Below are 22,532 nucleotides of genomic sequence, written 5' to 3'. Positions count from 1 at the left end.
GGAGGGGTTCCCGAGCGGCCAAAGGGATCAGACTGTAAATCTGACGGCTCTGCCTTCGAAGGTTCGAATCCTTCTCCCTCCACCATCTTCCTGAACACAATATGCAATGCCCCTGTGGAGGGGTTCCCGAGCGGCCAAAGGGATCAGACTGTAAATCTGACGGCTCTGCCTTCGAAGGTTCGAATCCTTCTCCCTCCACCATCCTTCAGACAACCCGGCCTCGCGCCGGGTTTTCGCTTTTCTGGATAGAATCCATATGGCGCTGTCAGATCTGACAATTGCCCTCCCCGCACTTTTTAGAAACAGTGGAGCCTCATGTCGCAAGGAGTGCACACAGATGTTTGAAATCTGGGATGAAACGGGTCGCGAGCACGGGCTGACACTGCCCGAGCTGCAACTGCGGCTGCGGGATTACCAGGGAGACGTGATGGTGCGCTACCTCAACCGCCTCGGCCTGCCGAGCACCCTCTTCCTGACCATCCGTCAGGGATGCGCCTATCAGCGCTTCAAGGCGGGCTCCCCCATGCTCGACTGGTCCTGGCTTGCCCAGGCCATGCACGCAGCCCCCCTGGCTGGCGCCGCACCTGCACAGGGCCATGCCCTTCCCTGACCCCCTCCTTTCTGCCCACGCCCATTATCAGACTCTTCCTACAGCCTCCCTTTAGACCCTCCCTGTATGATGCGCAGCCATGTTCCCGTCAGGTGAGAGCCATGTTTGCGTTCAAAGAAGAGTATCCCGTGAGTGCCATGGTCAGCATGGCGGATATCGTCATCCCCTTTTATCAGCCCATCATCGGCCAGGATCGTCAGGTCAAGGGGTATGAGGTGCTGGCCAGGCGCTGGGATGCCGGCAACCAGGGTTATCAGAGCATCGATTTTGCCGCCCTCGGCGAGGATGATGCTCTGCACCTGGATATCGTCATGCTCAGGGCCATCATGCGCGATCTGCCCGTGCTCGCCCAAAAAGGCCCCTATGCACTCTCCATCAACCTCAATCCGGCGCTCTCCAGCCCCACCTACCGCAATCTGCTGTTGCTGGTGCTGCTCCAGGCCCGCAAGCTGGGGATCGCCATCTGGTTCGAGGTGCTGGAACACGTCAGGATCAAGCACCAGCACAGGGAGATGATCGAGGTATTGCGAGCCCATGGCGCCCACATCGCCTGTGACGACTTCGGCTCCCTGGCATGCAACTTCCAGCGCCTGATGATGCTCCCCTACGAGATCGTGAAGCTGGATCGTTCCCTGCTGCTCCAGGCTGTACGCAGCACCCATGCCCTCAACATGCTGACGGGGCTGGTGAAATACCTGCAACGACTCGGCATGGCCGTGGTGTGCGAGGGAGTGGAGACCCAGGCCCATATCGAGGTGGCGAACCGGCTGGGCTGCGACTACCAGCAGGGCTACGCCTACGCCATTCCCTCCCCTCTCTCCCGCTGGGCCTGAGCCGAGCGCTTGCGTGTCACGGGGGAAACCCGGGCACCTTTCCCATGAAATTCGGCAGGGTGCTGCCATTTTCCTGCCAAAGATGGCAGGCTGTCCCGGCCACACTGACGCCGAGGCCCGCCATGGTTCGCTTTGCCACCTTCAATCTCGCCTTCGATCGCACTGCACCCGGCATGCTGGGGGAAGAGCTCGCCCTGACCCGCACCGAGCAGGATGCCCTGCTGGCCCGCCTCGCCGACGGCACCTTGAGCGGCGCCGAGAAGACCAAGGCCCTCGACGTGCAGCAGATCCGCAACATCGCCGAAATCATCCAGCGCACCCGGCCAGACGTGTTGCTGCTGAGCGAATTCGACAATGACGGCAAGGGCGCCGACACCACGGACCTCAACGCCTTCAACGACAACTACCTGGCCCACGCCCAGCACGACGAGGTGAAGGCCATCAGCTACCCGGTGCTGCAGAACTTCGCCACCAACACCGGCCTGATGAGCGGCCATGACCTCAACCTGGACGGCAAGATCAACAATGGGCCGGACGACGCCTGGGGCTTTGGCAACTACCACGGCCAGTACGCCTTCGCCGTGATGTCCCAGTACCCCATCGATACCAAGCAGATCCGCACCTTCCAGACATTCAAGTGGAAGGACATGCCGGGCGAAACGAACCCCGTCATCGACGACTGCAACAATGCCAAGGCGCCGATCCCGGCCGGCCGCCAGTGCGGCGATGCCTGGTATGACGATGCCGCCTGGCAGGCCTTCCCGCTCTCGTCCAAGAACCACGCCGACGTACCGGTGCGCATCAAGCGCGGCAACAAGGAGGAGGTGATCCACTTCCTCATCTCCCACCCGACCCCGCCCATCTTCGGCAACGCGGCGCGCCACAACGTCAAGCACAACCGGGCCGAAGTCGCCTTCTGGCAGGATTACGTGGAGACCGCCAGCTACATGGTGGATGACGCCGGCAAGGCCGGTGGCCTGCCCGCGGGCGCCAAGTTCGTCATCGCCGGCGATCTCAACGCCGATCCCCAGATTGGCGATGGGGATCTCACCGCCATTCAGGATCTGCACAACCATGTGCTGGTCAACCAGGCCGTCACCAACGGCGCCCTGATCCCGGTCAGCCAAGGTGGCCCCGAGTGCCTCGCCAGCCAGCCGGATCAGTGCAAGCGCAACAACAACCGCCCCACCCCGGAGCGCATCACCAGCAGCAGCGGCCTGCAGCTTGACCACGTGCTGCCCTCCGCCAACCTGAACGCGGTCGCCTCCGGCGTGTTCTGGCCGGCCAGCTTCGAACCTGGCTACCACCTGGTGTATGACGCCAAGCTGGGTATCGCCAAGGGCGTCAGCTCGGATCACCGCCTGGTGTGGGTCGACTTCAAACTGTGACAGTGACGCAGAGCAGACAAGCAACGGGGCCCGCAGGCCCCGTTTTCATTGGTTTGTCATACCAGCTTCTCCACCCGGGCCGGCAGCCCCTGACGGGCCGACGAGCCGATGGCCCAGTCCACCAGGGGGTAGCGGCCATGGCGGCTGGGATCCAGCACCGCCAGATCGTTGAGATTGACCCCGGCTCCGCGCAGCGGATTGGCGACCACTTTCTGGCCGTCGATCCAATGTTCCCGCGCCCCCAGCTCCTTGTGGCCGAAGCCGTGCTCGATGGCGATGGCATCGGCCTGCACCCCGGCCACGCACTCGGCCACCCCGATCACGCTGCCATCCGGGGTACTGACCCGCACCCTGTCCCCGCTCTCGATGCCCAGCTGCGCCGCCGTCTGTTCATTGAGCCGCACCCGGTTGCTGGGGTTCACCTGGCGCAGGCGATCCGAGCCGATGCTCATGGAGCTCATGGTGTGGGACTTGTAGCTGGTGAGCAGCAGCGGCCACTGGGCCGGCTTGAACGCCTCCCTGAGCGGCGTGCCGTCCGCCAGCTGGGGGCGGAAGAAGCGCGGTGTGCCACTCAGGAACTGCCCGCTCTGGCTGTGACGGCGGCTGCCCACCTCGGGGTTCCACACCATCAGCGGCTTGGGCCAGCGCTTGCTCGGCTGACCCGCGTCATCGCGCCCCTTGGCCGCTGGCTCAAAGCGCCCGCCGCGGGCGAAGAGATAGGCGGCGCGGCCCGCCTCCTCCGCGCTCAGAGTGGCATTCAACACCGGCAGGATCCGTTCCACCCCGGACCAGGCAAGATCCTCAGGCCCGATAGGAGGCACCGGCTCGCCGAGATAGGCGACGTTGGCCGCGCCGTAGAGGGAGAAGTCCGCCGCCCGGTTCAAGCCGTGCAGCTTGCCGTCCGCCCCTTTGAGCGCCCCCTCGCCAAAGCCCGGCAGCCCCAGCCGTTTGGCCACCGCGATAAAGAAGGACTCCATGCAGACAGGATCTCCCTCGGCGGTCTTGGCGACACGGGGCTCCACGATGGGCCAGCGGCCGGTGGAGACCTTGGTCATCACCCCGTGCCAGGCGGTGGCCCAGCCCCAGGACTCGTAGGTGAGGGTGTCCGGCACTAGGTAGTCCGACAGCGTCGACGACTCGTTGATGAAGCTGTCGATGCTGACAACAAGGGGCAGCACGGCAGGGTCTTTGAGCTGCTCACCGATGGCCTTGCTGAGCCCGGCCTGGCCGTAGAGGGGGTTGCCCATGTGATTGATCCAGGCCTTGAGCCGGTAGGGGTAACCGTTCACCGCCGCGGTCAGGTGTTCGCCGAGCAATGGGCCCGAGATCGGGAACCAGGGCTCTTGCGCCGGATAGGGGTTCTGGCCCGCCTCGCGCTTGCGCCGATACTCAGAGGTCTTCTCGTAGGGGAACTTGGAGCGCGACAGGAAGACGCCGGCGGGTTTGACCATGCCGGGGAAGCTCGCCAGATCGTAGCGCGGCCCCGCCCCGAAGGGATCGAACTTGCCGCCGCTCGCCACGGCGCCGCCCCGGGCGTTCAAGTTCCCAATCATGACGTTGAGCATCATGATGGCCCAGGCCGAGTAGAAGCCATTGGCGCTCATGGTACCGCCATGGGAGACCACTGCCGCGCGGGTGCCGTGGCTGGTGAACTCCCGCGCCAGCGCCTCGATATCGCTCACCGGCACGGCGCACTCTGCGCTGTATTGCGCGAGGGAGTGCTCCCGGCACGCCTCGGCCAGCAGCTGGAAGCTGCTCTTGACCATGAACTCCCCCTTGGGGCCCTGAATGGGGCGATCCACCCAGAGGTTGGCCCGCTCACACTGGCCAGCGGGTCTCGGCTCGCCGCTGTTCGCCTCCTCTACCAGCATGGCGTCTCCCTCTCCATAGGCTTCCCCCTCAAAGGGCAAGCCGAGATCGCTGGCCCGCAGCATCTGGCCGAAGCGCGGATGCCCCTCGTCGCAGACAACCAGATGGCTGGCGTTGCAAAAACCGCGATAGCCGGCCCGCTCGGCGGCGGCAGCATGGGGTGCAGTCAGGAAGGGTTCGGCGTAGCGTTGGTTGTCGATGATCCAGCGCAACATGGCCATGGCCAGCGCCGAGTCGGTGGCAGGGCGGATGGGCAGCCAGCGGTTGGCAGGGGCGGACGGCATGTTCACCGTGTTGGGCAGGCTGGGGGCCACCACCACGTAGGAGAACGGCTTGCCCTGCCGCGCCCGGTTCGCCGCCAGCTGACGGGACTGACGCTTGAAGGGATTGCCCGATTGCTGGGGCGAGGTGCCCATGAACACCAGGAAGTCGCTCTCGTCCCAGTCCGGCTTGAGGTGGGCGTTCTTCTCCAGATCGTCCAGCAGGGCGCCGGCCCCGACCCGGAACGACAGGCCGCAATAAGCGCCGTGGTTGGCGAAGTTGCGGGTGCCGAAGCTGTTGAAGGTGAAGCGCTTGATGAAGTGATCCCGCCCCTCGTCCGAGGCGTTGCTCACCAGCAGCTGGTTGGCCCTGGGGCCGTATTCCGGGTTGGCCGGGTCGAGCGGCTCGGCGAGGTTGCGAATGGCCCGCAGCCCCTCAACCTGACCCTCGCCAAACAGATCGCCCCCCTCCACCACCTCGGCCACCAGCTGCTCAAAAGGGATGCTCTGCCAGCGGCCACTGCCACGGGGCCCCACCCGCTTGAGACAGCGGGTGACTCGCTGCGGGCTGTCGAGTTGCTCGAGCATGGCGTTGCCCCGGGCGCAGGCGGTGGAGCGCCCGTCCAGCCCCCCTTCCTGGTAGCCGCTGGTGGCGAGCAGCGCCTGCTTGACCGGGGTCTTGAAGTCAATGTGGTGGCGGGCGGAGAGGGGATGATAGGGGTTGCCCAGGATCCGCACTATCTGGTCGCGCTCGTTGTCGATGCGGGCCCGCACTCCGCACAGGGTCCAGCAGCCGAGGCACATGGTGTTGGCAACCCGCTGGGCCGGGTTGGGGTGCAACTCCCCCCGCTCGTCAACCCGGTACTCCACGGCCAGCGAGTTGCCATGGATGGGATCCCGGGTCGGCTTGCCCGAGCTGCCGGTGGCAAGGCCAGTCGCCACCTGCTTGAGGGTGTCGCTGTAACCGGCGACGAACAAGCCCGTGCCACCGGCGATGGCGGCGCCCTTGAGAAACTTGCGTTTGCTGTGATCCATCAGAGTGCCTCGCGTGCAAAAGTTGTGGATGCCTTGATGGCAGAGGAAACAGAGGGGCGCACCAGCTCCGAGAGGGCCACCAGCAGGGCCAGCAACAGACCGAAGGTGCCGAGAATGCCGAGCACACCGGCCGGGCCCCAGGCGATTTCATAGAGGTAGACGCCAGCCCCGTACTTGGGTGCGAGCTGCCCCTGGATCAGCACCAGCCAGCGCAGGCCCCACACCAGGTGCAGCCCCAGCAGCGCCAACCCCCAGAGTGCCAGGCGGGCAGAGAGCCTTGGCCGCAGCAGCATCAGCAGGCTGGCCAGCCCCAGGGTCAGCAACAGCCAGTGGGCCGCCAGCCGCCAGCTCGGGTCGAGCCGATAGAGGGCTGCGGCCTCTGCCGCCGAGGCGCCACCAAACAGGGCCCAGCCCAGCAGGGAGAGCGCCAGCAGGCTCAAGGTCCAGCCGCTCTGGCGCAGCAGGGTCGACTCGGTCTGGGCATGCCAGCCCGCCAACAAGCGGTTGAGCAGCAGCAGGGCACTCTGGGCCCCCAGCACGGCGCTCAGGGTCAGCAGCCAGGGCAACCAGGGGGTATGCCAGAGCGGGCGCGCCGCCACCGCCATGGTTTCGAGCCCGGTGTAGAGGGCGATGCTGAGCCCGCTCAGGGCTGCCAGCAGGGAGAGGGGCCGCAGCCAAACGTGCCCCGACCAGTTTCCCAGACAGAGCAGCCGGGCAAGGCGGGCGATCTTGTCCCCTTCTGCGCCACGCCGGGCCAGGGCTGGCCTTAGCAGCAGCCAGCCGAGCAGCATGGAGAGCAGGCTGAACAGCGGCAGCAGATACGCGCCATACCACATGACGGAGCCAAAGCGCGTCTGGGCATAGAAGTGCCAGGCCCGGGCCGGCTGGTGCAGATCCGCGGTCAGGGCGATGGGAGCCACCAGACCGGCCGCCACCATCAGCACCGCCGCCAGGGTCTGCAGCCGCGGGTCCGGCGACTTGCGCCACAGCTCAAACGCGCCGAGCCAGAGGGCCCCGTAGGCGAGGCCGATGAGGAAGAAATATTGCACCGCCCAGGGCAGCCAGGTGATGGGTTGAGCCGGGGCCAGCAGTTCGTTAATGACCATGGGCTATCTCCTTGCCATCGTCGGTGAGCAGGGTGCGCAGGGCCGGGTTGCCGTCGACCTTGCTGACGAAGGCCTCGTCCATGCCGAGATAAAAGACCCGCGGCTGGGTATGGGCCTCCGGCTTGAGCACCTTGAGGGCCGACTCGTGTTCGCGCAGCAAGCGGCTGATCCGGCTCTTGGGGTCGTTCAAATCGCCTATGATGCGCGCCTCGCCGACACAGCTCTCCACGCAGGCGGGCAAGAGCCCCGCCTCCAGCCGATGGGCGCAGAAGGTGCACTTGTCGGCGGTGTTGGTCTCGTGGTTGATGAAGCGGGCATCGTAGGGGCAGGCCTGCACGCAGTAACCGCAGCCGACGCACCAGTCGTTGTTGACCACGACGATGCCGTCATCGCGCTGGAAGGTGGCGCCGGTGGGGCAGACATCGAGGCAGGCGGGCTCGGCGCAGTGGTTGCAGAGCCTTGGCAGCATCAAGAGGGAGGCGGGAGCCTCGAGGGCGGCCACGTCACTCACCTCGTACTGGCTCACCGTGGTGCGAAACTGGCCGAGAGGGGGCTGATTTTCGATGGTGCAGGCCACGGTGCAGGCCTGACAGCCGACGCAGCGGCGCAGGTCGATCAGCATGCCGTAACGCTTGCGCCCGTCCCCCCGGCTGATGGCCGCCCGCCCGTTGCGGGGAGCGGGAACGGACTGCGCCTGAACCTGGGTGACGGGGATCAGGGCCGCCCCTGCGGTGAGGGCGGCGATCCCGGATAACAATCGGCGCTTGCTGGGCTCCATGGCGTCTTTCCTTCTGCTGAGCTGGCTTGAAAGGGGTTGGGCCGATTGTCCTCAACGCAGGAAGTCGCCTCTATTGTGGTTTTCCACATACCGGGAGCCGGGTTGATCCAGCGCAATAAAAAATGTCCCAGCCCTGCTGAACTGTGACCAAGGCGGCGTTTGCCGCCCCTCCCGGCCCCCGTTCGCATGCAAGCGCACATCCCGGTGATAGACTGCCCCCTTTGCACCGAGAGGAGAGCCCCCTGCACGCCCCAGTTCCCTTGCCCCTGCTCAGCCTGCTGCTCTGGCTCGCCCTGTCAGCCCTGCCGCTGCGGGTGCTGGCCGCCTCGCCCCCCTCTTCACCAGCGCCGGCCCGACAGGAATCCGCACCATCCCAGGCCACGCCGGTGCAGACCATGGCCGAGCCGATACGCATCGGCGTGCTGGCAACCCGCGGCCCGGCCCTGGCCAGAGCCCAGTGGCAACCGCTGTTGCGCTGGCTGGCGCAGCGCGTGCCCGCCCATCGCTTCGTGCTGCATCCGCTGGGGCTCGATGAACTGGCCGAGGCCGTCGCCCGCGAGCACCTCGATTTCGTCATCACCAACCCGGGCCAGTCGGTGAGCCTGGCGCGCCAGTATCCGCTGGCCTGGCTCGCCACCCTCAAGAGCCCGGCCGGGGGAGACAACCTCGCCATCGGCGCCGCCCTGGTGGTGCCTGCCCAGGCCCCCTACCGACACTGGCGTGATCTCGAGGGGCAAGCGGTCGCCGCCGTCTCGGACAATGCTTTCGGCGGCTACCTCGCCTATCGCTTCGAGGCGGGCGAACAGGGGGTCAGGCTGGAGCGCTTCTTCTCCACCGTGCAGTTCACCGGCTTTCCGCTGGACCGACTCATCGAGCGGCTGGCAACAGGTGAGGTGGCCGCCGCCATCGTGCCGGTGTGCCAGCTGGAGCGCATGGAGCGGGAGGGCAAGGTCGCCAGGGGGGCATATCGGGTGCTGGATGATCAGGCGCCGACCGGCTTTGGTTGCCAGAGCTCGACCCGGCTCTACCCCAACTGGTCCTTCGCCAAGACTGAGCGGGCCTCCCCCGCGCTGGCGCTGGCGGTGACCCGTGCGCTGTTCGACCTGCCCGCAGATAGCGAGGCGGCCATCGCTGCCGATTCGGCGGGCTGGACCGTGCCCACCAGCGAGCTCGCCATCGACCGCCTGCTCAAGGCACTGGATCGCCACCCGCTGCAGGGCCCCTGGTGGCAGGCGGCCTGGCACTGGCTGCGCCAGCATCAGCAGTGGGGCTGGGGTGCTTTGGTGCTGGTACTGCTGCTGGGGGGCCACCACCTGCTGCTGCAATACCTGTTCAACCGCAGCCAGCGCCGGCTGCTCAAAGCCCGCCACCAGCTCGAGCAGAAGGGACGCCAGCTGGCACAGGCCAGACGGCTCGCCGAACTGGGAGAGCTGGGCGCCAACGTGGCCCACGAGATCAATCAGCCCCTCAGCGCCATCGCCAACTACAGCCAGGGAGCCTTGTTGCGACTGGACAAATTGGCACAGGATCCGGCCCAGTCTGCCGCCCATGCCTCCCTGCGTCAGGCCCTGGAGCAGATAGGGCTCCAGGTCCAGCGCATCACCCAGACCGTCAACCGGCTCAGAGCCAGGCTGCAAAAGCGCCCTCCCCGCTTCGCGCCTTGCGACCTGCCCACCCTGGTGGCGGAGCTGTGCCCCCTGCTGGAGCAGATGCTGGCGCCCCTCGACGTCGCCTTCACCCTGCACTGGCGGGGCCAGCCACGCCAACTCCCTCTGGACGGCACCGGGATGGAGCAGTTGCTGGTCAACCTCATCAAGAATGGCGCCGAGAGTGCGGCGAAGAGGGTGCGCGCCGCTGTTCACTCTCCTGCTCACCCCCCTGCGCAAGCAGCGGCACAGGAGCCTGCCCGGGTCGAGCTGCTGATCGCCTTCGAGTCGCAGAGCCTGCTGCTGGAGATCCGCGACAACGGCGCCGGCCTGAAGGTCCCCGCGACCGAACTGCAGCAGGCGTTTTACAGCGACAAGCCCGATGGCATGGGGCTGGGGCTGGCCATCTGCCGGGAGGTGGTCGAGAGCCATCGCGGCCAGTTCAGCCTGGAGAACCTGAGCCCCCACGGCTGCCTGGCCCGGGTCATTCTGCCCGTGCCGCCCCCCGAAACCCTCCCTTCATCCACCGACATGCCGAGGAACTGAGATGCCGATCCCTGCCCGCCCCCCGCTCTATCTGGTCGACGATGACGAGGCCGTGCTCGACTCCCTGCGATTCATGCTGGAGAGTTGCGACGAGCGGCAGCTGTTCAGCTTTTCCGATGGCGAGCGCTTTCTGGCAGAGGTCGATCTGCACCAGCCCGCCTGCCTCATCCTCGACTGCCGCATGCCGGAGCTGTCGGGCCCCGAGGTGCAGCAGCGGCTGAAGGCGGCCCAGAGCCCCATCGCCATCCTCTTTCTCACCGGCCACGGGGAGGTGCCCCTGGCGGTGGAGTCCCTCAAGCTGGGGGCGGTGGATTTCTTGCAAAAGCCGGTGCAGCTGGTCCCCCTGCTCGCCGCCATCGAGCGGGCCGAGCAGGCGACGCAGGCGGCGGCCACCCGCCTCGCCCAGCTGGCAGCCTTTGAGCGCCTCACCCCGCGCGAACGCCAGTTGTTGCAGCTCATCGCCCGGGGCCACAAGAACCAGCAGATAGCGCAGGATCTCTGCATTTCGGTGCGCACCGTCGAGGTGTGCCGCGCCAGCCTGATGAAACGCCTGGCGGTGAACTCCCTCGCCGAGATGCTGCTGCGCTACGCGCAGGTGAACGAACAACCCTGAGTGGCCTGCAACCTTACAAAACGGGCCGGGATCACACATTTGGCGCTTCGATGGCGGTAGAGTGCCCTCTTCTCTTCACCAGGATCGCTCGGGTCCTGCGCCTTGTTTCGAGGACACATCATGGAACTGCTTCTGCTCAGCAACGGTAAAACCACAGAACACCCCGGCCTGCTCGGCTGGGCCCGCGACCGGGTGCAAACCCTGCTCGCTCGCAACCAGGTCAAGCGCATCCTGCTCATCCCCTACGCGGTGATCCGCAGCGACTGGGATGCCCGCGCCCGGGAGCTCACCGAGAGTCTGGGGGTGGACGCCATCAGCATCCATCACTTCGACGATCCGGTGGATGCCATCAACCGGGCCGACGCCATCTTCATCAGCGGCGGCAATACCTGGCTCCTGAACCAGCGGCTGCACGAGTATGGTCTGGTGGTCCCCATCCAGCGTGCGGTGCACGAGCGTGGCGTGCCCTATGTGGGCTGGAGCGCCGGCTGCAACGTGGCCACCCCCAGCATCCGCACCACCAACGACATGCCGGTGTGCAGCGCCGTCGTGCTGCCTGCGCTGGGGCTCTTCCCCGTGCAGATCAACCCACACTATCTGGACGCCAGCATCAGCGGCCACATGGGGGAGACCCGGGACGAGCGTCTGGCCGAGTTCTGCGCCATCAACCCGAGCGAATCCGTGGTGGCCCTGCGCGAGGCGAGCCTGTTGCAGATCGGCGGCGATCACATCGAGTACTGGAGTGCCCGGGGCGAGACCTTCAAGATCTTCAAGCACGGCGAACCCATCCGGGAATACGGGGACGCTGCGCCTCTGGCAGCGCTCACCCCCTTCACGCCGGCACACTGATCCTGCCAAACGACAGAGGGATGGCCTGCGCCATCCCTCTTTCTTTGTTGCTCGCCCCTTCGTGATTCACTCCAGAATGGCCATCTCCTCCCGAGAGCCGCTGCGCCCGGGAGCCCTCAGCAACACCACCAGCGGCACGGCGCACAGGCTGACCCACATCATCAGGCGAAAATCCTGCAGATAGGCGAGCAGGCTGGCCTGCCGGGTCACCTCGCCGTTGATCATGGCCAGCCCCTTCGGCGTCATCAGCTCCGCCATGCCCCCGCCCTGATGCAGGTTGACATTGAACGGGGTGATGTAGGCGGCGAACGCCTCGTGGTTCATCTGGGATCGCTGGGCCAGATAGGTGATCACCACCGAAATGCCGATGCTGCTGCCGATGTTGCGCACCAGGCTGAACAGCGCCGTCCCCTCGTTGCGATAGCGCGGCGCCAGGGTCGCAAAGGTGATGGTGGAGAGGGGCACGAAGATGAAGCCGAGCCCCAGCCCCTGGATGATGCCGGTGCGCACTATGTCCCAGCTGCCGATGTCCGTGTTGAACAGGGTCATCTCCCACATGGAGAAGCTGGTGAGCAGCAGCCCTGACAGGATGAGGTAACGGGCGTCCACCCGGCCCGACAGCCTGCCCACCAGCATCATGGCAACCATGGTGCCCACCCCGCGCGGGGCGAGCAGGTAACCCACGTCGATCACCGGGTAACCCATCAGCCCCTGCATGAAGGGAGGCAGCAGCGTCATGGTCGCCAGCAAGATGATGCCGACGATGAAGATGAAGAGCAGACCGACGCTGAAGTTGCGATCCCGGAACAGGGCCGGTTCTATGTAGGGGTGCGGGTGGGTGAAGATATGCACCACGAAGAGGTAGAACGCCATCACCATCAGGGCGGTCTCGATGACGATCTCCCGGCTGGCGAACCAGTTCTGGGACTCTCCCCTGTCCAGCGCCATCTGCAACGCCCCGATGCCGAGACTCAGCAGGGCGAACCCCAGCAGATCGAAGCGGCGGCTGGCATCGATCTTCGTCTCCTCGATGAAGGCGGCAAGCCCGAACCAGGCCAGCAGGCCGAACGGCAGGTTGATGTAGAAGACCCAGCGCCAGTTGTAGTACTCGGTGAGCCAGCCCCCCAGCGACGGCCCCAGAATGGGGCCCACCATGACCCCTATCCCCCAGAGCGCCATGGCGGAGCCGTGCTTCTCCGGCGGATAGGTGTCCAGCAGCACCGCCTGTGAGAGGGGCACCAGGCTGGCACCGAAGATCCCCTGAAGCAGGCGGAACAGCACGATCTGCTCCAGGCTCTGGGCCGCGCCGCACAGCATGGAGGCAACGGTAAAGCCCGCCACCGACCACATGAACAGCCTTTTGCGGCCAATTCTTGCCGAGATGAAACCGGTCAGCGGCATGAAGATGGCGGCCGCCACTATGTAGGAGGTGAGCACCCAGGAGATCTGATCCTGGGTCGCCCCCATGGCTCCCTGCATGTGGGGGAGGGCGACGTTGGCGATGGTGGTGTCCAGCGCCTGCATGATGGTCGCCACCATCACCGACAGGGTGATGAAGGTGCGACGGGAAGCCTGGTCTGCCTGCCCTGTGGCTGCGCTCGTCATATCAACCTCGACCTGACAGGCCAGGCAGGGTGCGCTGATGGCCGGTGTCTATCTCGGCAGTGGCACTCAGACCCGCCCTCAGGGTGGGCAGATCCGCTCCCGAATCCAGCTTGATCCGCACTGCCACCCGCTGGGCGATCTTGACCCAGTTGCCGGTGGCGTTCTGGGCCGGGATCACCGAAAACTCGGAGCCTGTGGCCGGGCTCAGGCTCTCCACCACCCCTGTCCAGTGCGCATCGGGGTAGGTATCCACACTGATGTCCACTTTCTGGCCAGGTTGCACATGGGTCAGCTCCGTCTCGGTGAAGTTCGCCTCCACCCAGGGGGTGTCGGTCTCCACCAGCATCATGGCGGTCATGCCCACCAGATTGTACTGGCCGGGCTTGGGCAACTGGCTGGCGATGCCGTTGGCGGGGGCATAGATGGTGGTGCGAGCCAGATCCAGCCTGGCCTTGGCCAACTCGGCCGCGGCCTCCTGATAGGCGGGCTGCTGCTCCACCGGCAGGTTCACGTCCCCGCTGAGGGAAGCTTCAATCTTCTTGAGCCCCTCCTCCAGCGCCACCTGCTGCTGGGCGGTCTGTATGGTGAGCTGGCGGGCATCGTCGTAATTGGCGGTGGAGGTGAAGTGCCTGGTCACCAGATCCGCCTGGCGATGCTCCTCCTTCAGGGCATAGGCATGGCGGGTGCGGGCCACAGCGATCTCCGCCTGCTGGCCGCGATAACTGGTCTGCAGCGCCACCAGATCGGTGCGCACCTTGGCAAGTTCCGCCTCGGCCTTGGCCACGGCGACCCGGAAGGACTCCTGATCCAGCTCGAACAGCGGCTGGCTGGCCCGGACCTGCTGGTTTTCCTCGACGAACACCTTGGCCACCCGGCCCAGCACCTCGGTGCTGATGGGGACCTTGTCCGCCTTCACATAGGCGTTGTCCGTCTCCACATAGCGCCCGCCTTGCAGATAGATAACACCCGCGCCGATCAAGGCCAGTGCCGGCACCACCACCAGCAACAGCAGGCGGGTGCGGCGCCGGTTGGCGGCGGGACGGGAGGAAGAGGGGGAATCAGTGGTCATGATATGGCTCCACGTTGGTTGGCATCACAGGAAAGCATCAGAGGTGGCCGAGGTTGGCACGCAGGATCTTGAGGGAGCGGCACAGCGCCTCGGTCGCCTCCTCCCCCAGCTCGCCGATGGCCCTCTGATGCACCAGATCGGACGCCTGTTTGATCATCGCCAGATAGGGGGCGGCCCCTTCGGTCAGATGGAGCTGATAGGCCCGCCTGTCATGGGGGTCGCTGCGCCGCTCCACCAGGCCGCTCTCCGCCAGCTGATCGAGCTGACGGGCCAGGGTGATGGGCTGGATGTCGAGCCGCTCCGCCAGATCCACCTGGCGGATCCCTTCGCTGCGTGCAATGTGCACCAGAGCCCTGGCCTGGGCCAGGGTGAGGCAGCTTCCCTCCAGCTGCTGCTGGAACTGGCGGCGCATCAGGCGCTGGACGTCGCCGATGAGAAAGCCAAGGGTGTCCGGTTGTTTGTTCATGATATGCAACCTATATAGTAAGCTTTGCTTATTATATGCGAAGCGTATCCATATGCAAGCTGGCCCCGGCCGCCGTTTGGGTTCATGCTGGGTGCCACCACCTCAACGGCAGGAGACACGTCATGGATATCAGGATGGAGCGGGACAGCCTGGGGGAGATAGCCGTCCCGGCGGACAGGCTCTGGGGGGCCCAGACCCAGCGCTCCCTGCATCACTTCAACATCTCGGGGGAGCGCCAGCCCATGGAGATCATCCATGCCCTGGCCCGCATCAAGTCCGCCTGCGCCCGGGTCAACCACGCCCTGGGGCTGCTGCCGGCCCGCAAGGCCCAGGCCATCATGGCCGCCGCCGACGAGATCCTGCGCGGCCTGCACGACGCCGAGTTTCCCCTGATGGTGTGGCAGACCGGCTCCGGCACCCAAACCAACATGAACCTCAACGAGGTGCTGGCAAACCGGGCCAGCGAACTGCTCGGCGGCCCCCGGGGGGAAGCGCGGCTGGTGCATCCCAACGACGAGGTAAACAAGAGCCAGTCCAGCAACGATGTCTTTCCGAGCGCCATGAACCTGGCGGCGGTCACCGCCATCACGCAGCGGTTGCTGCCGGCCCTCGCTGCCCTGAAGCAGACCCTGGCAGGCAAGGCCACCGCCTTCGACCACATCGTCAAGATTGGCCGCACCCATTTGCAGGATGCCACTCCCCTCACCCTGGGCCAGGAGATCTCCGGCTGGGTCGCCCAGCTTGAACAGGGGGAGCGCCATCTACGGGCCGCCCTGCCCCATCTGTGCGAGCTGGCGCTCGGCGGCACCGCCGTGGGCACCGGCCTCAACTGTCCTCCCGGCTTTGCCGAGGCGGTGGCCAGGACCCTGGCCGAGCAGACCGGCCTGCCGCTGGTGAGCGCCCCCAACAAGTTCGAGGCCCTGGCGGCGAGTGACGCCCAGGTTCACGCCCACGGTGCCCTCAAGACGCTGGCAGCCTCCCTCATGAAGATCGCCAACGACGTGCGCTGGCTGGCGAGCGGCCCCCGCAGCGGGCTGGGGGAGCTGCTCATCCCCGAGAACGAGCCTGGATCCTCCATCATGCCCGGCAAGGTCAACCCGACCCAGAGCGAGGCCCTCACCATGCTCTGCGCCCAGGTGATGGGCAACGATGTGGCCATCAACATCGGCGGTGCCAGCGGCAACTTCGAGCTCAACGTGTTCAGGCCCATGATCGCCTACAACGTCCTGCAGAGCGTGCGGCTGCTGGGGGATGGCATGCAGAGCTTCCACGACCACTGCGCCGTCGGCATCACCCCGAACCAGGCCAGGATCGACGATCTGCTCTCCCGCTCCCTGATGCTGGTGACGGCCCTTAACCCCCATATCGGCTATGACAAGGCGGCCGACATCGCCAAACGGGCGCACCATCAGGGGCTGAGTCTACGGGAGGCGGCCATTGCTTCGGGCCACCTCAGCGCGGAGCAATTCGATGCCTGGGTGATCCCCGCTGACATGGTGGGCCGCACGCCATAAGGCAGCTCAGCTGCGCGATAACCCGAGCCTGGGTGATCCCCACTGACATGGTGGGTCGCACGCCATAAAGCAGCTCAGCGCACTGCAATCCCATGCCCGGGGCATACCAGCGCAGGTGGCAGGCGCAGCAAATAGGGACAGTGATGGGCAATAAAGATGAAAAGGGCGCCATGGCGCCCTTTTCATTGCAGATCTGCCGTCAGGTCTTGCTCTGGCAGTTGAACATCCAGTGGGTGCCGAACTTGTCCACCAGGGATCCGAAATAGTCACCCCAGAACATCTCCGCCAGCGGCATCTCCACCTGGCCTCCCTCGGCCAGGGCTGCGAACAGGCGATCGGTCTCGCCCCGGCTGTCCGGCTCCAGGTTGAGGTAGCTGTTGTTGCCCTGCACCAGGGTGAACCCCATGCTGGCCGGAGCATCCGTGCCCATCAGCACGTGACCCCCAAGGATGGGCAGAGCCACATGCATCACCAGCTCCCCGTCTTCCTCCGACAAAGGGGGCTGGCCCGGGCAACCCGGGGACTCCTTGAACCTGTGGATGGGGCCGCTGAAGTCACCGCCGAACACTTCGCGATAGAAGAGGAAGGCAGCCTCCGTCTCCCGGGCAAAATTGAGATAGGTACTGACACGCGCCATGGGTTTCTCCTTGTCACCGATAGCTGGCCCCTGTGGCCAGCTAACAGCATAGAAGAGCACGGGGCTCTGTCAGGTGGCGCTCCGCCCCCTTCTGCACACGGGGGAGCCGCGCTCACAGCCCAGGCTCGGTCGAACACGCAAAAGCGCAACCCGATTCGCAGTGGGTTGCACCTCATATAGGCATTCATAAGATGCATTGCCAACCCATTAATAATGCTGTGAAAAGCGGACAAGCGGCGGGCTTGAAAGGAGCCTGATGGAGACCGGATTCATGGAAGAATTCAACAATGTAACCAATACATTAAAATTTCTTGCTTGAAGGTTGCACCTGGTTGCACCATCATCGGCGAAATTTAACCGTCCGGTAATATTGTTACCTTCTAGACACAGGAAGTCCCATGGCCACTACCACCCTCGGCGTCAAACTCGATGAAGCGACCCGCGACCGCCTCAAACAGGCTGCGCAGACCCTGGATCGCACTCCCCACTGGCTGATCAAGCAAGCCATCTTCACCTATCTGGAGCAACTGGATCGCGGTCTGACCCCGCCCGAGCACTCCGGGCTGGCTGCCGCCGCCGGGGAAGAGGCCGTCGAGACCCTGACCGAGCAGGGCATCCAGGTCTTCCTCGAGTTTGCCGAGAGCATTCTGCCCCAGTCCGTGCTGCGGGCCGCCATCACGGGGGCTTATCGCCGCCCCGAGACCGAAGCCGTCCCCATGCTGCTGGAGCAGGCCCGTCTGCCCAAGGAGAAGGCTGACGCGACCCAGAAGCTGGCCATGGGCATCGCCGAGAAGCTGCGCAACCAGAAGAGCGCCAGCGGCCGTCAGGGCCTGGTGCAGGGGCTGCTTCAGGAGTTCTCCCTCTCCTCCCAGGAAGGGGTGGCCCTGATGTGCCTGGCGGAGGCGCTGCTGCGCATCCCCGACAAGGCGACCCGGGATGCCCTCATCCGCGACAAGATAAGCGGCGGCAACTGGAGCCAGCACCTGGGCCAGAGCACCTCATTGTTCGTCAACGCGGCCTCCTGGGGTCTGCTCATCACCGGCAAGCTGGTGGCCACCCACAACGAGGCGGGCATGAACAGCTCCCTCAAGGGACTCATCGGCAAGGGGGGTGAGCCGCTCATCCGCAAGGGCGTCGACATGGCGATGCGCCTGATGGGTGAACAGTTCGTCACCGGCGAGACCATCGCCGAGGCGCTGGCGAACGCAGGCGGCATGGAGAGCAAGGGGTTCCGCTACTCCTACGACATGCTGGGGGAAGCGGCCCTGACCGAGGAGGACGCCAAACGCTATCTGGCCTCCTACGAGCAGGCCATCCACGCCATCGGCAAGGCCTCCCACGGTCGCGGCATCTACGAGGGGCCGGGTATCTCCATCAAGCTCTCCGCCCTGCATCCGCGCTACAGCCGCGCCCAGTACGATCGCGTCATGGAGGAGCTCTACCCCACCTTGCTGGGCCTGACCCAGCTCGCCAGGCAGTATGACATCGGCATCAACATCGACGCCGAGGAGGCCGATCGCCTGGAGATCTCCCTCGATCTGCTGGAGAAGCTCTGCTTCGATCCGTCCCTCGCCGACTGGAACGGCATCGGCTTCGTCATCCAGGCCTACCAGAAGCGCTGCCCCTATGTGATCGACTACGTCATCGATCTCGCCAAGCGCAGCCGTCACCGCCTGATGATCCGTCTGGTGAAGGGCGCCTACTGGGACAGCGAGATCAAGCGTGCCCAGCAGGAAGGGCTGGAAGGCTACCCGGTCTACACCCGCAAGCCCTACACGGATGTCTCCTACCTCGCCTGCGCCCGCAAGCTGCTGGCGGTGCCCGAGGCCATCTATCCCCAGTTCGCCACCCACAACGCCCATTCGTTGTCGGCGATTTACCAGCTCGCCGGTCAGAACTACTACCCGGGCCAGTACGAGTTCCAGTGTCTGCACGGCATGGGCGAACCGCTCTACGAGCAGGTGGTCGGCAAGGTGGCCGACGGCAAGCTGGGTCGCCCCTGCCGCATCTATGCACCGGTAGGCAGCCACGAGACTCTGCTCGCCTACCTGGTGCGCCGCCTGCTGGAGAACGGGGCCAACACCTCCTTCGTCAACCGCATCGCGGACAACAACATCTCCCTCTCGGACCTGGTGCAGGATCCGGTGCAGCAGATCGAGCAGATGGCCGCCCGTGAAGGGACCCTGGGTCTGCCCCATCCGCGCATCCCCCTGCCACGGGATCTCTACGGCGAGGCGCGCCCGAACTCCGCAGGTCTGGATCTCGCGAACGAGCACCGCCTGGGGTCACTCTCCGCCGCCCTGCTCGCCAGCACCAACACCGCCTATCAGGCCGTGCCCATGCTGGGTTGCGACACCGAGGCGCCGACCCAGTTCCAGCCCGTGCTCAACCCAGCGGATCACCGCGATGTCGTCGGTCAGGTGAGCGAAGCCACGGTAGCGCTGGTGGACAAGGCGCTCGCCTGCTCCCTCACGAGCGGCCAGATCTGGCAGTCCACCCCGCCCGCCGAGCGGGCCGCCGTGCTGGACAGGGCCGCCGCTCTGATGGAATCCGAACTGCAACCCCTGATGGGCCTGCTGGTTCGCGAATCCGGCAAGACCTTCGCCAACGCCATCGCCGAGGTGCGCGAAGCGGTGGACTTCCTGCGCTACTACGCCGCCCAGGCGCGCAACCACTTCGCCAACGACACCCACAGGCCGCTCGGCCCCGTGGTCTGCATCAGCCCCTGGAACTTCCCGCTGGCCATCTTCAGCGGCCAGGTGTGCGCGGCCCTGGCCGCCGGCAATACGGTGCTGGCCAAGCCTGCCGAGCAGACCCCCCTCATCGCGGCACAAGCGGTGCGCATCCTGCTGGAAGCGGGGGTTCCCGCCGGTGCGGTGCAACTGCTGCCGGGCCGTGGTGAGACCGTGGGTGCGGCGCTCATCGCGGACGAACGGGTGCGCGGCGTCATGTTCACCGGCTCCACCGAGGTGGCGGGCATCATCTCCCGCAACCTGGCCGGTCGCCTCGACGCCCAGGGCCGCACCATTCCCCTCATCGCCGAGACCGGCGGCCAGAACGCCATGATCGTCGACTCTTCCGCCTTGACCGAACAGGTGGTGATGGATGTCATCTCCTCGGCGTTCGACAGCGCCGGTCAGCGCTGCTCCGCCCTGCGAGTGCTGTGCGTGCAGGATGACGTGGCGGATCGGGTGATCCGGATGCTCAAGGGCGCCATGGCCGAGTACAAGGTCGGCAGCCCCGAGCACCTCTCCACCGACATCGGCCCCGTCATCGACGCCGAGGCCAAGACCAACATCGAACGCCACATCAAGGCGATGGGCGACAAGGGGCGCAAGGTGCACCAGATCGCTCGCACCCAGGGGGATGCCTGCAGCCGCGGCACCTTCGTGCTGCCGACCCTGATCGAGCTCGACAGCCTGGACGAACTGGGACGCGAAGTGTTCGGCCCTGTGCTGCACCTGGTCCGCTACCCGCGCACCCGGCTCGGGGAGTTGCTCGAGCAGATCAACGGCAGCGGCTACGGCCTGACCCTGGGTGTTCATACCCGCATCGACGAGACCATCGCCCAGGTGGTGAACGTGGCCAAGGTGGGCAACCTCTACGTCAACCGCAACATCGTGGGCGCCGTGGTCGGGGTGCAACCCTTCGGTGGGGAAGGGCTTTCCGGCACCGGTCCCAAGGCCGGTGGCCCGCTCTACATGTATCGCCTGCTCGGCGCCCGTCCCCAGGAGGCGGTGGCCAACCAGCTGCACCAGGAGTCCGGTGCCCTGCATGCCGAGGCGAAAGCCCCCCTCGTGGCCCTGCGCGACTGGGCGAGCAAGCAGGATCCGGCCCTCGCCGCCCTGTGCGATCACTACGCCGCGCTCTCCCAGAGCGGCCGTACCCAGCTGCTGACCGGCCCCACCGGCGAGCGCAACAGCTACAGCCTGCTGCCCCGGGAGCGGGTGCTCTGTCTTGCCCAGGAGAAGGCCGACCTGCTGGCCCAGCTGGCCGCCTGTCTGGCGGTCGGCAGCCAGGTGCTGCTGCCGGACGATACCCAGACACGCTCCCTGCTCTCTTCCCTGCCGACCGAGGTGCGGGATCCCATCGCGCTGGTGGCGGACTGGGCCACGGGGGAGACGGACTTCGATGCCCTGCTGCACCACGGCGACTCGGATCAGTTGCGGGAAGTGAGCAAGCTCGCCGCCGCGCGCCAGGCAGCCCGTAACGGCGCCATCATCGGTGTGCACGGCCTGCATCGCGGCGAGACCGACATCCCGCTGGAGCGCCTGCTCATCGAGCACGCCCTCTCGGTCAACACCGCCGCCGCCGGTGGCAACGCCAGCCTGATGACCATAGGCTAAGTGCCACATAGTGACGGAGACTCAAGCCCCGCCGATGCGGGGCTTGTTCTTTCGTCTATGGGACACGCCCATGAAAAAGGCCGCCCTTGTCGGAGCGGCCTTTTTATTCTCCCTTCTCCCCTTGCGAGAGAAAGGTTGGGGATGAGGGGCGACTCGCCTACACGTACTCCATAAACACCCGGGAAGTGAGCTTGGTGATGAGCTCATAGGGAATGGTGCCGATCTGGTCGGCCACCCGCTCCACCGGCAGCCCTTCCCCCCAGAGCACCGCCTCGTCACCGGCCTTGTCGGTGGCGCCGGGGCCGAGATCCACTGTCGTCATGTCCATGGAGACGCGGCCCACCAGGGGTACGATGCGGCCATTGACCAGCACTGGCGTGCCGTTGGGGGCCATGCGCGGATAGCCGTCGCCATAGCCGATGGCAATCACCCCGAGCCGGGTATCGCGATCCGACACCCAGTTGGCGCCATAGCCTACCGGCTCGCCCGCCTTGTGATCGCGCACCGCGATGAGCTGGGTCTTGAGGGTCATCACTGGCTGCAGGTCATAATCCGCCGCCACCGTATTGGGGAAAGGCGACACGCCGTAGAGGATGACGCCGGGGCGCACCCAGTCGCAGTGGGAATCCGGCCACGCCAGGATGCCCGCCGAGTTGGCCATGGCGCGCTCGCCCGACAGCGGCGCAGTCAACTGGCTGAACAGGTCGATCTGCTCGCGGGTGGTGGGTTGCTCCAGCTCATCGGAGCGGCTGAAGTGGGTCATGACGTTGAACGGCTGCACCACGTTCTTGCACTTGCCGAGGCGCTCGATAAAGGCGGGCATCTCCTCGGCCCGTACCCCGAGGCGGTGCATGCCGGTGTCGAGCTTGAGCCAGGCCACCACGGGGGCAGGCAGCTTCGCCTGCTCCAGCGCTTCGAGCTGCTCCCAGGTGTGCACCGCGGTCTGCAGGTTGTTGGCCGCCAGCACCGGCAGGTCGGCGGCGCTGAAGAAGCCCTCCAGCAGCACGATGGGCTTGACCACGGCGCAGGAGCGCAGCATCAGCGCCTCTTCGATGCGGGCCACCGCGTAGGCGTCCGCATCCACCAGGGTGCGGGCAACCGGCAGCAGCCCATGGCCGTAGGCATTGGCCTTGACCACGGCAATGATCTTGCATTGGGGGGCGTGGCGTTTCACCACGGCGAGGTTGTGGCGCAGGGCCGCGGTATTGATCTGGGCGATAGCCGCTTTCATCTGTTTTCCCTTACGAGGGCATGATAATCAGGCACCGGGTGGTGTCAGCCCTCAAATCTCATCGTCTAAGGCCGGACCGGCAGAATTGTCGAACCGGGAAAACTGTTTCTGGATGCCGGGAGCAGGCTCCC

15 protein-coding genes, 2 tRNA genes and 1 pseudogene are annotated in these 22,532 nt (G+C 65.8%); 10 read left to right on the top strand and 8 right to left on the bottom strand.

From position 1 onward, the window contains the following. The 5 genes and pseudogenes from AB7E19_RS00685 to AB7E19_RS00665 all read left to right on the top strand — a co-directional run bounded on the left by AB7E19_RS00685 (position 1) and on the right by AB7E19_RS00665 (position 2,831). Positions 1-85: transfer RNA gene (locus tag AB7E19_RS00685), tRNA-Tyr, on the top strand. A gap of 31 nt (positions 86-116) precedes the next feature. Continuing rightward, a tRNA-Tyr gene (locus AB7E19_RS00680) sits at positions 117-201 on the top strand. Positions 202-337: 136 nt separating this feature from the next. After that, complete coding sequence (locus AB7E19_RS00675; protein ID WP_010673275.1) at positions 338-610, top strand: hypothetical protein; 273 nt, start codon at positions 338-340, stop codon at positions 608-610. A gap of 101 nt (positions 611-711) precedes the next feature. Beyond that, complete coding sequence (locus AB7E19_RS00670) at positions 712-1,443, top strand: EAL domain-containing protein (RefSeq protein WP_029313880.1); 732 nt, start codon at positions 712-714, stop codon at positions 1,441-1,443. 82 nt (positions 1,444-1,525) lie between these two features. After that, positions 1,526-2,831: pseudogene (locus tag AB7E19_RS00665) on the top strand (endonuclease/exonuclease/phosphatase family protein). Positions 2,832-2,887: 56 nt separating this feature from the next. On the opposite strand, the gene AB7E19_RS00660 reads toward AB7E19_RS00665, so the two are convergent. From AB7E19_RS00660 to dsrO, 3 genes are read right to left on the bottom strand one after another with little or no spacing between them, the layout of a single operon-like run. Then, positions 2,888-5,995: a tetrathionate reductase subunit A gene (locus AB7E19_RS00660; RefSeq protein WP_427934470.1), complete on the bottom strand. Its 3,108-nt coding sequence runs from the start codon at positions 5,993-5,995 to the stop codon at positions 2,888-2,890. Continuing rightward, entirely contained in the window at positions 5,995-7,101 is a 1,107-nt protein-coding gene (gene nrfD / locus AB7E19_RS00655) for an NrfD/PsrC family molybdoenzyme membrane anchor subunit (RefSeq protein WP_427934468.1), read from the bottom strand. Before nrfD ends, AB7E19_RS00660 begins: the two co-directional genes overlap by 1 nt. Continuing rightward, a complete protein-coding gene (dsrO, locus tag AB7E19_RS00650; RefSeq protein WP_052815173.1) occupies positions 7,091-7,879 on the bottom strand; it encodes a sulfate reduction electron transfer complex DsrMKJOP subunit DsrO in 789 nt (262 codons plus the stop codon). Before dsrO ends, nrfD begins: the two co-directional genes overlap by 11 nt. Positions 7,880-8,139: 260 nt before the next feature. Between dsrO and AB7E19_RS00645 the strand changes: the two genes are divergently transcribed. The 3 genes from AB7E19_RS00645 to pepE all read left to right on the top strand — a co-directional run bounded on the left by AB7E19_RS00645 (position 8,140) and on the right by pepE (position 11,533). Next, positions 8,140-10,071: a sensor histidine kinase gene (locus AB7E19_RS00645; protein WP_427934465.1), complete on the top strand. Its 1,932-nt coding sequence runs from the start codon at positions 8,140-8,142 to the stop codon at positions 10,069-10,071. Between the two features lies 1 nt (position 10,072). Next, a complete protein-coding gene (locus tag AB7E19_RS00640; protein ID WP_427934463.1) occupies positions 10,073-10,684 on the top strand; it encodes a response regulator transcription factor in 612 nt (203 codons plus the stop codon). 120 nt (positions 10,685-10,804) lie between these two features. Beyond that, positions 10,805-11,533, top strand: a complete 729-nt coding sequence (pepE, locus tag AB7E19_RS00635) for a dipeptidase PepE (protein WP_427934461.1) — start codon at positions 10,805-10,807, stop codon at positions 11,531-11,533. A 66-nt stretch (positions 11,534-11,599) separates the two neighbouring features. Here the strand turns inward: pepE and AB7E19_RS00630 are convergent, their stop codons facing one another. From AB7E19_RS00630 to AB7E19_RS00620, 3 genes are read right to left on the bottom strand one after another with little or no spacing between them, the layout of a single operon-like run. Beyond that, positions 11,600-13,138, bottom strand: a complete 1,539-nt coding sequence (locus AB7E19_RS00630) for a DHA2 family efflux MFS transporter permease subunit (protein WP_103244377.1) — start codon at positions 13,136-13,138, stop codon at positions 11,600-11,602. Position 13,139: 1 nt separating this feature from the next. After that, positions 13,140-14,207, bottom strand: a complete 1,068-nt coding sequence (locus AB7E19_RS00625) for an efflux RND transporter periplasmic adaptor subunit (RefSeq protein WP_427934459.1) — start codon at positions 14,205-14,207, stop codon at positions 13,140-13,142. A 37-nt stretch (positions 14,208-14,244) separates the two neighbouring features. Beyond that, complete coding sequence (locus AB7E19_RS00620; protein WP_045523708.1) at positions 14,245-14,673, bottom strand: MarR family winged helix-turn-helix transcriptional regulator; 429 nt, start codon at positions 14,671-14,673, stop codon at positions 14,245-14,247. Between the two features lie 122 nt (positions 14,674-14,795). Here AB7E19_RS00620 and fumC point away from each other — a divergent pair, with 122 nt between their 5' ends. Further along, positions 14,796-16,187 carry a class II fumarate hydratase gene (gene fumC, locus AB7E19_RS00615; protein ID WP_427934457.1) on the top strand — a complete coding sequence of 464 codons (1,392 nt, stop codon included), beginning with the start codon at positions 14,796-14,798 and terminating at the stop codon, positions 16,185-16,187. 199 nt (positions 16,188-16,386) lie between these two features. On the opposite strand, the gene AB7E19_RS00610 is transcribed toward fumC, so the two are convergent. After that, positions 16,387-16,824, bottom strand: coding sequence for a VOC family protein (locus AB7E19_RS00610; RefSeq protein WP_010673262.1), 438 nt, complete (start codon positions 16,822-16,824; stop codon positions 16,387-16,389). Between the two features lie 398 nt (positions 16,825-17,222). On the opposite strand from AB7E19_RS00610, the gene putA reads away from it, so the two are divergent. Next, entirely contained in the window at positions 17,223-21,170 is a 3,948-nt protein-coding gene (gene putA, locus AB7E19_RS00605) for a trifunctional transcriptional regulator/proline dehydrogenase/L-glutamate gamma-semialdehyde dehydrogenase (protein WP_427934454.1), read from the top strand. 157 nt (positions 21,171-21,327) lie between these two features. On the opposite strand, the gene alr is transcribed toward putA, so the two are convergent. Further along, positions 21,328-22,401, bottom strand: coding sequence for an alanine racemase (gene alr / locus AB7E19_RS00600; RefSeq protein WP_427934452.1), 1,074 nt, complete (start codon positions 22,399-22,401; stop codon positions 21,328-21,330). Positions 22,402-22,532 lie beyond the last annotated feature (131 nt).

The organism is Aeromonas sp., assembly GCF_050252055.1.
In the GTDB taxonomy this organism is placed as follows: domain Bacteria; phylum Pseudomonadota; class Gammaproteobacteria; order Enterobacterales; family Aeromonadaceae; genus Aeromonas; species Aeromonas caviae.
Note: the sequence above shows the minus strand (reverse complement) of the source record. Positions and strands in the feature narration are given on the sequence as shown.

Excerpts from the sequence above, each read along its gene's own strand:
- AB7E19_RS00675 (WP_010673275.1), top strand. The coding sequence starts at position 338 with ATGTTTGAAATCTGGGATGAAACGGGTCGCGAGCACGGGCTGACACTG.
- AB7E19_RS00670 (WP_029313880.1), top strand. The coding sequence starts at position 712 with ATGTTTGCGTTCAAAGAAGAGTATCCCGTGAGTGCCATGGTCAGCATG.
- AB7E19_RS00660 (WP_427934470.1), bottom strand. The coding sequence starts at position 5,995 with ATGGATCACAGCAAACGCAAGTTTCTCAAGGGCGCCGCCATCGCCGGT.
- nrfD (WP_427934468.1), bottom strand. The coding sequence starts at position 7,101 with ATGGTCATTAACGAACTGCTGGCCCCGGCTCAACCCATCACCTGGCTG.
- dsrO (WP_052815173.1), bottom strand. The coding sequence starts at position 7,879 with ATGGAGCCCAGCAAGCGCCGATTGTTATCCGGGATCGCCGCCCTCACC.
- AB7E19_RS00640 (WP_427934463.1), top strand. The coding sequence starts at position 10,073 with ATGCCGATCCCTGCCCGCCCCCCGCTCTATCTGGTCGACGATGACGAG.
- pepE (WP_427934461.1), top strand. The coding sequence starts at position 10,805 with ATGGAACTGCTTCTGCTCAGCAACGGTAAAACCACAGAACACCCCGGC.
- AB7E19_RS00630 (WP_103244377.1), bottom strand. The coding sequence starts at position 13,138 with ATGACGAGCGCAGCCACAGGGCAGGCAGACCAGGCTTCCCGTCGCACC.
- AB7E19_RS00625 (WP_427934459.1), bottom strand. The coding sequence starts at position 14,207 with ATGACCACTGATTCCCCCTCTTCCTCCCGTCCCGCCGCCAACCGGCGC.
- AB7E19_RS00620 (WP_045523708.1), bottom strand. The coding sequence starts at position 14,673 with ATGAACAAACAACCGGACACCCTTGGCTTTCTCATCGGCGACGTCCAG.
- fumC (WP_427934457.1), top strand. The coding sequence starts at position 14,796 with ATGGATATCAGGATGGAGCGGGACAGCCTGGGGGAGATAGCCGTCCCG.
- AB7E19_RS00610 (WP_010673262.1), bottom strand. The coding sequence starts at position 16,824 with ATGGCGCGTGTCAGTACCTATCTCAATTTTGCCCGGGAGACGGAGGCT.
- putA (WP_427934454.1), top strand. The coding sequence starts at position 17,223 with ATGGCCACTACCACCCTCGGCGTCAAACTCGATGAAGCGACCCGCGAC.
- alr (WP_427934452.1), bottom strand. The coding sequence starts at position 22,401 with ATGAAAGCGGCTATCGCCCAGATCAATACCGCGGCCCTGCGCCACAAC.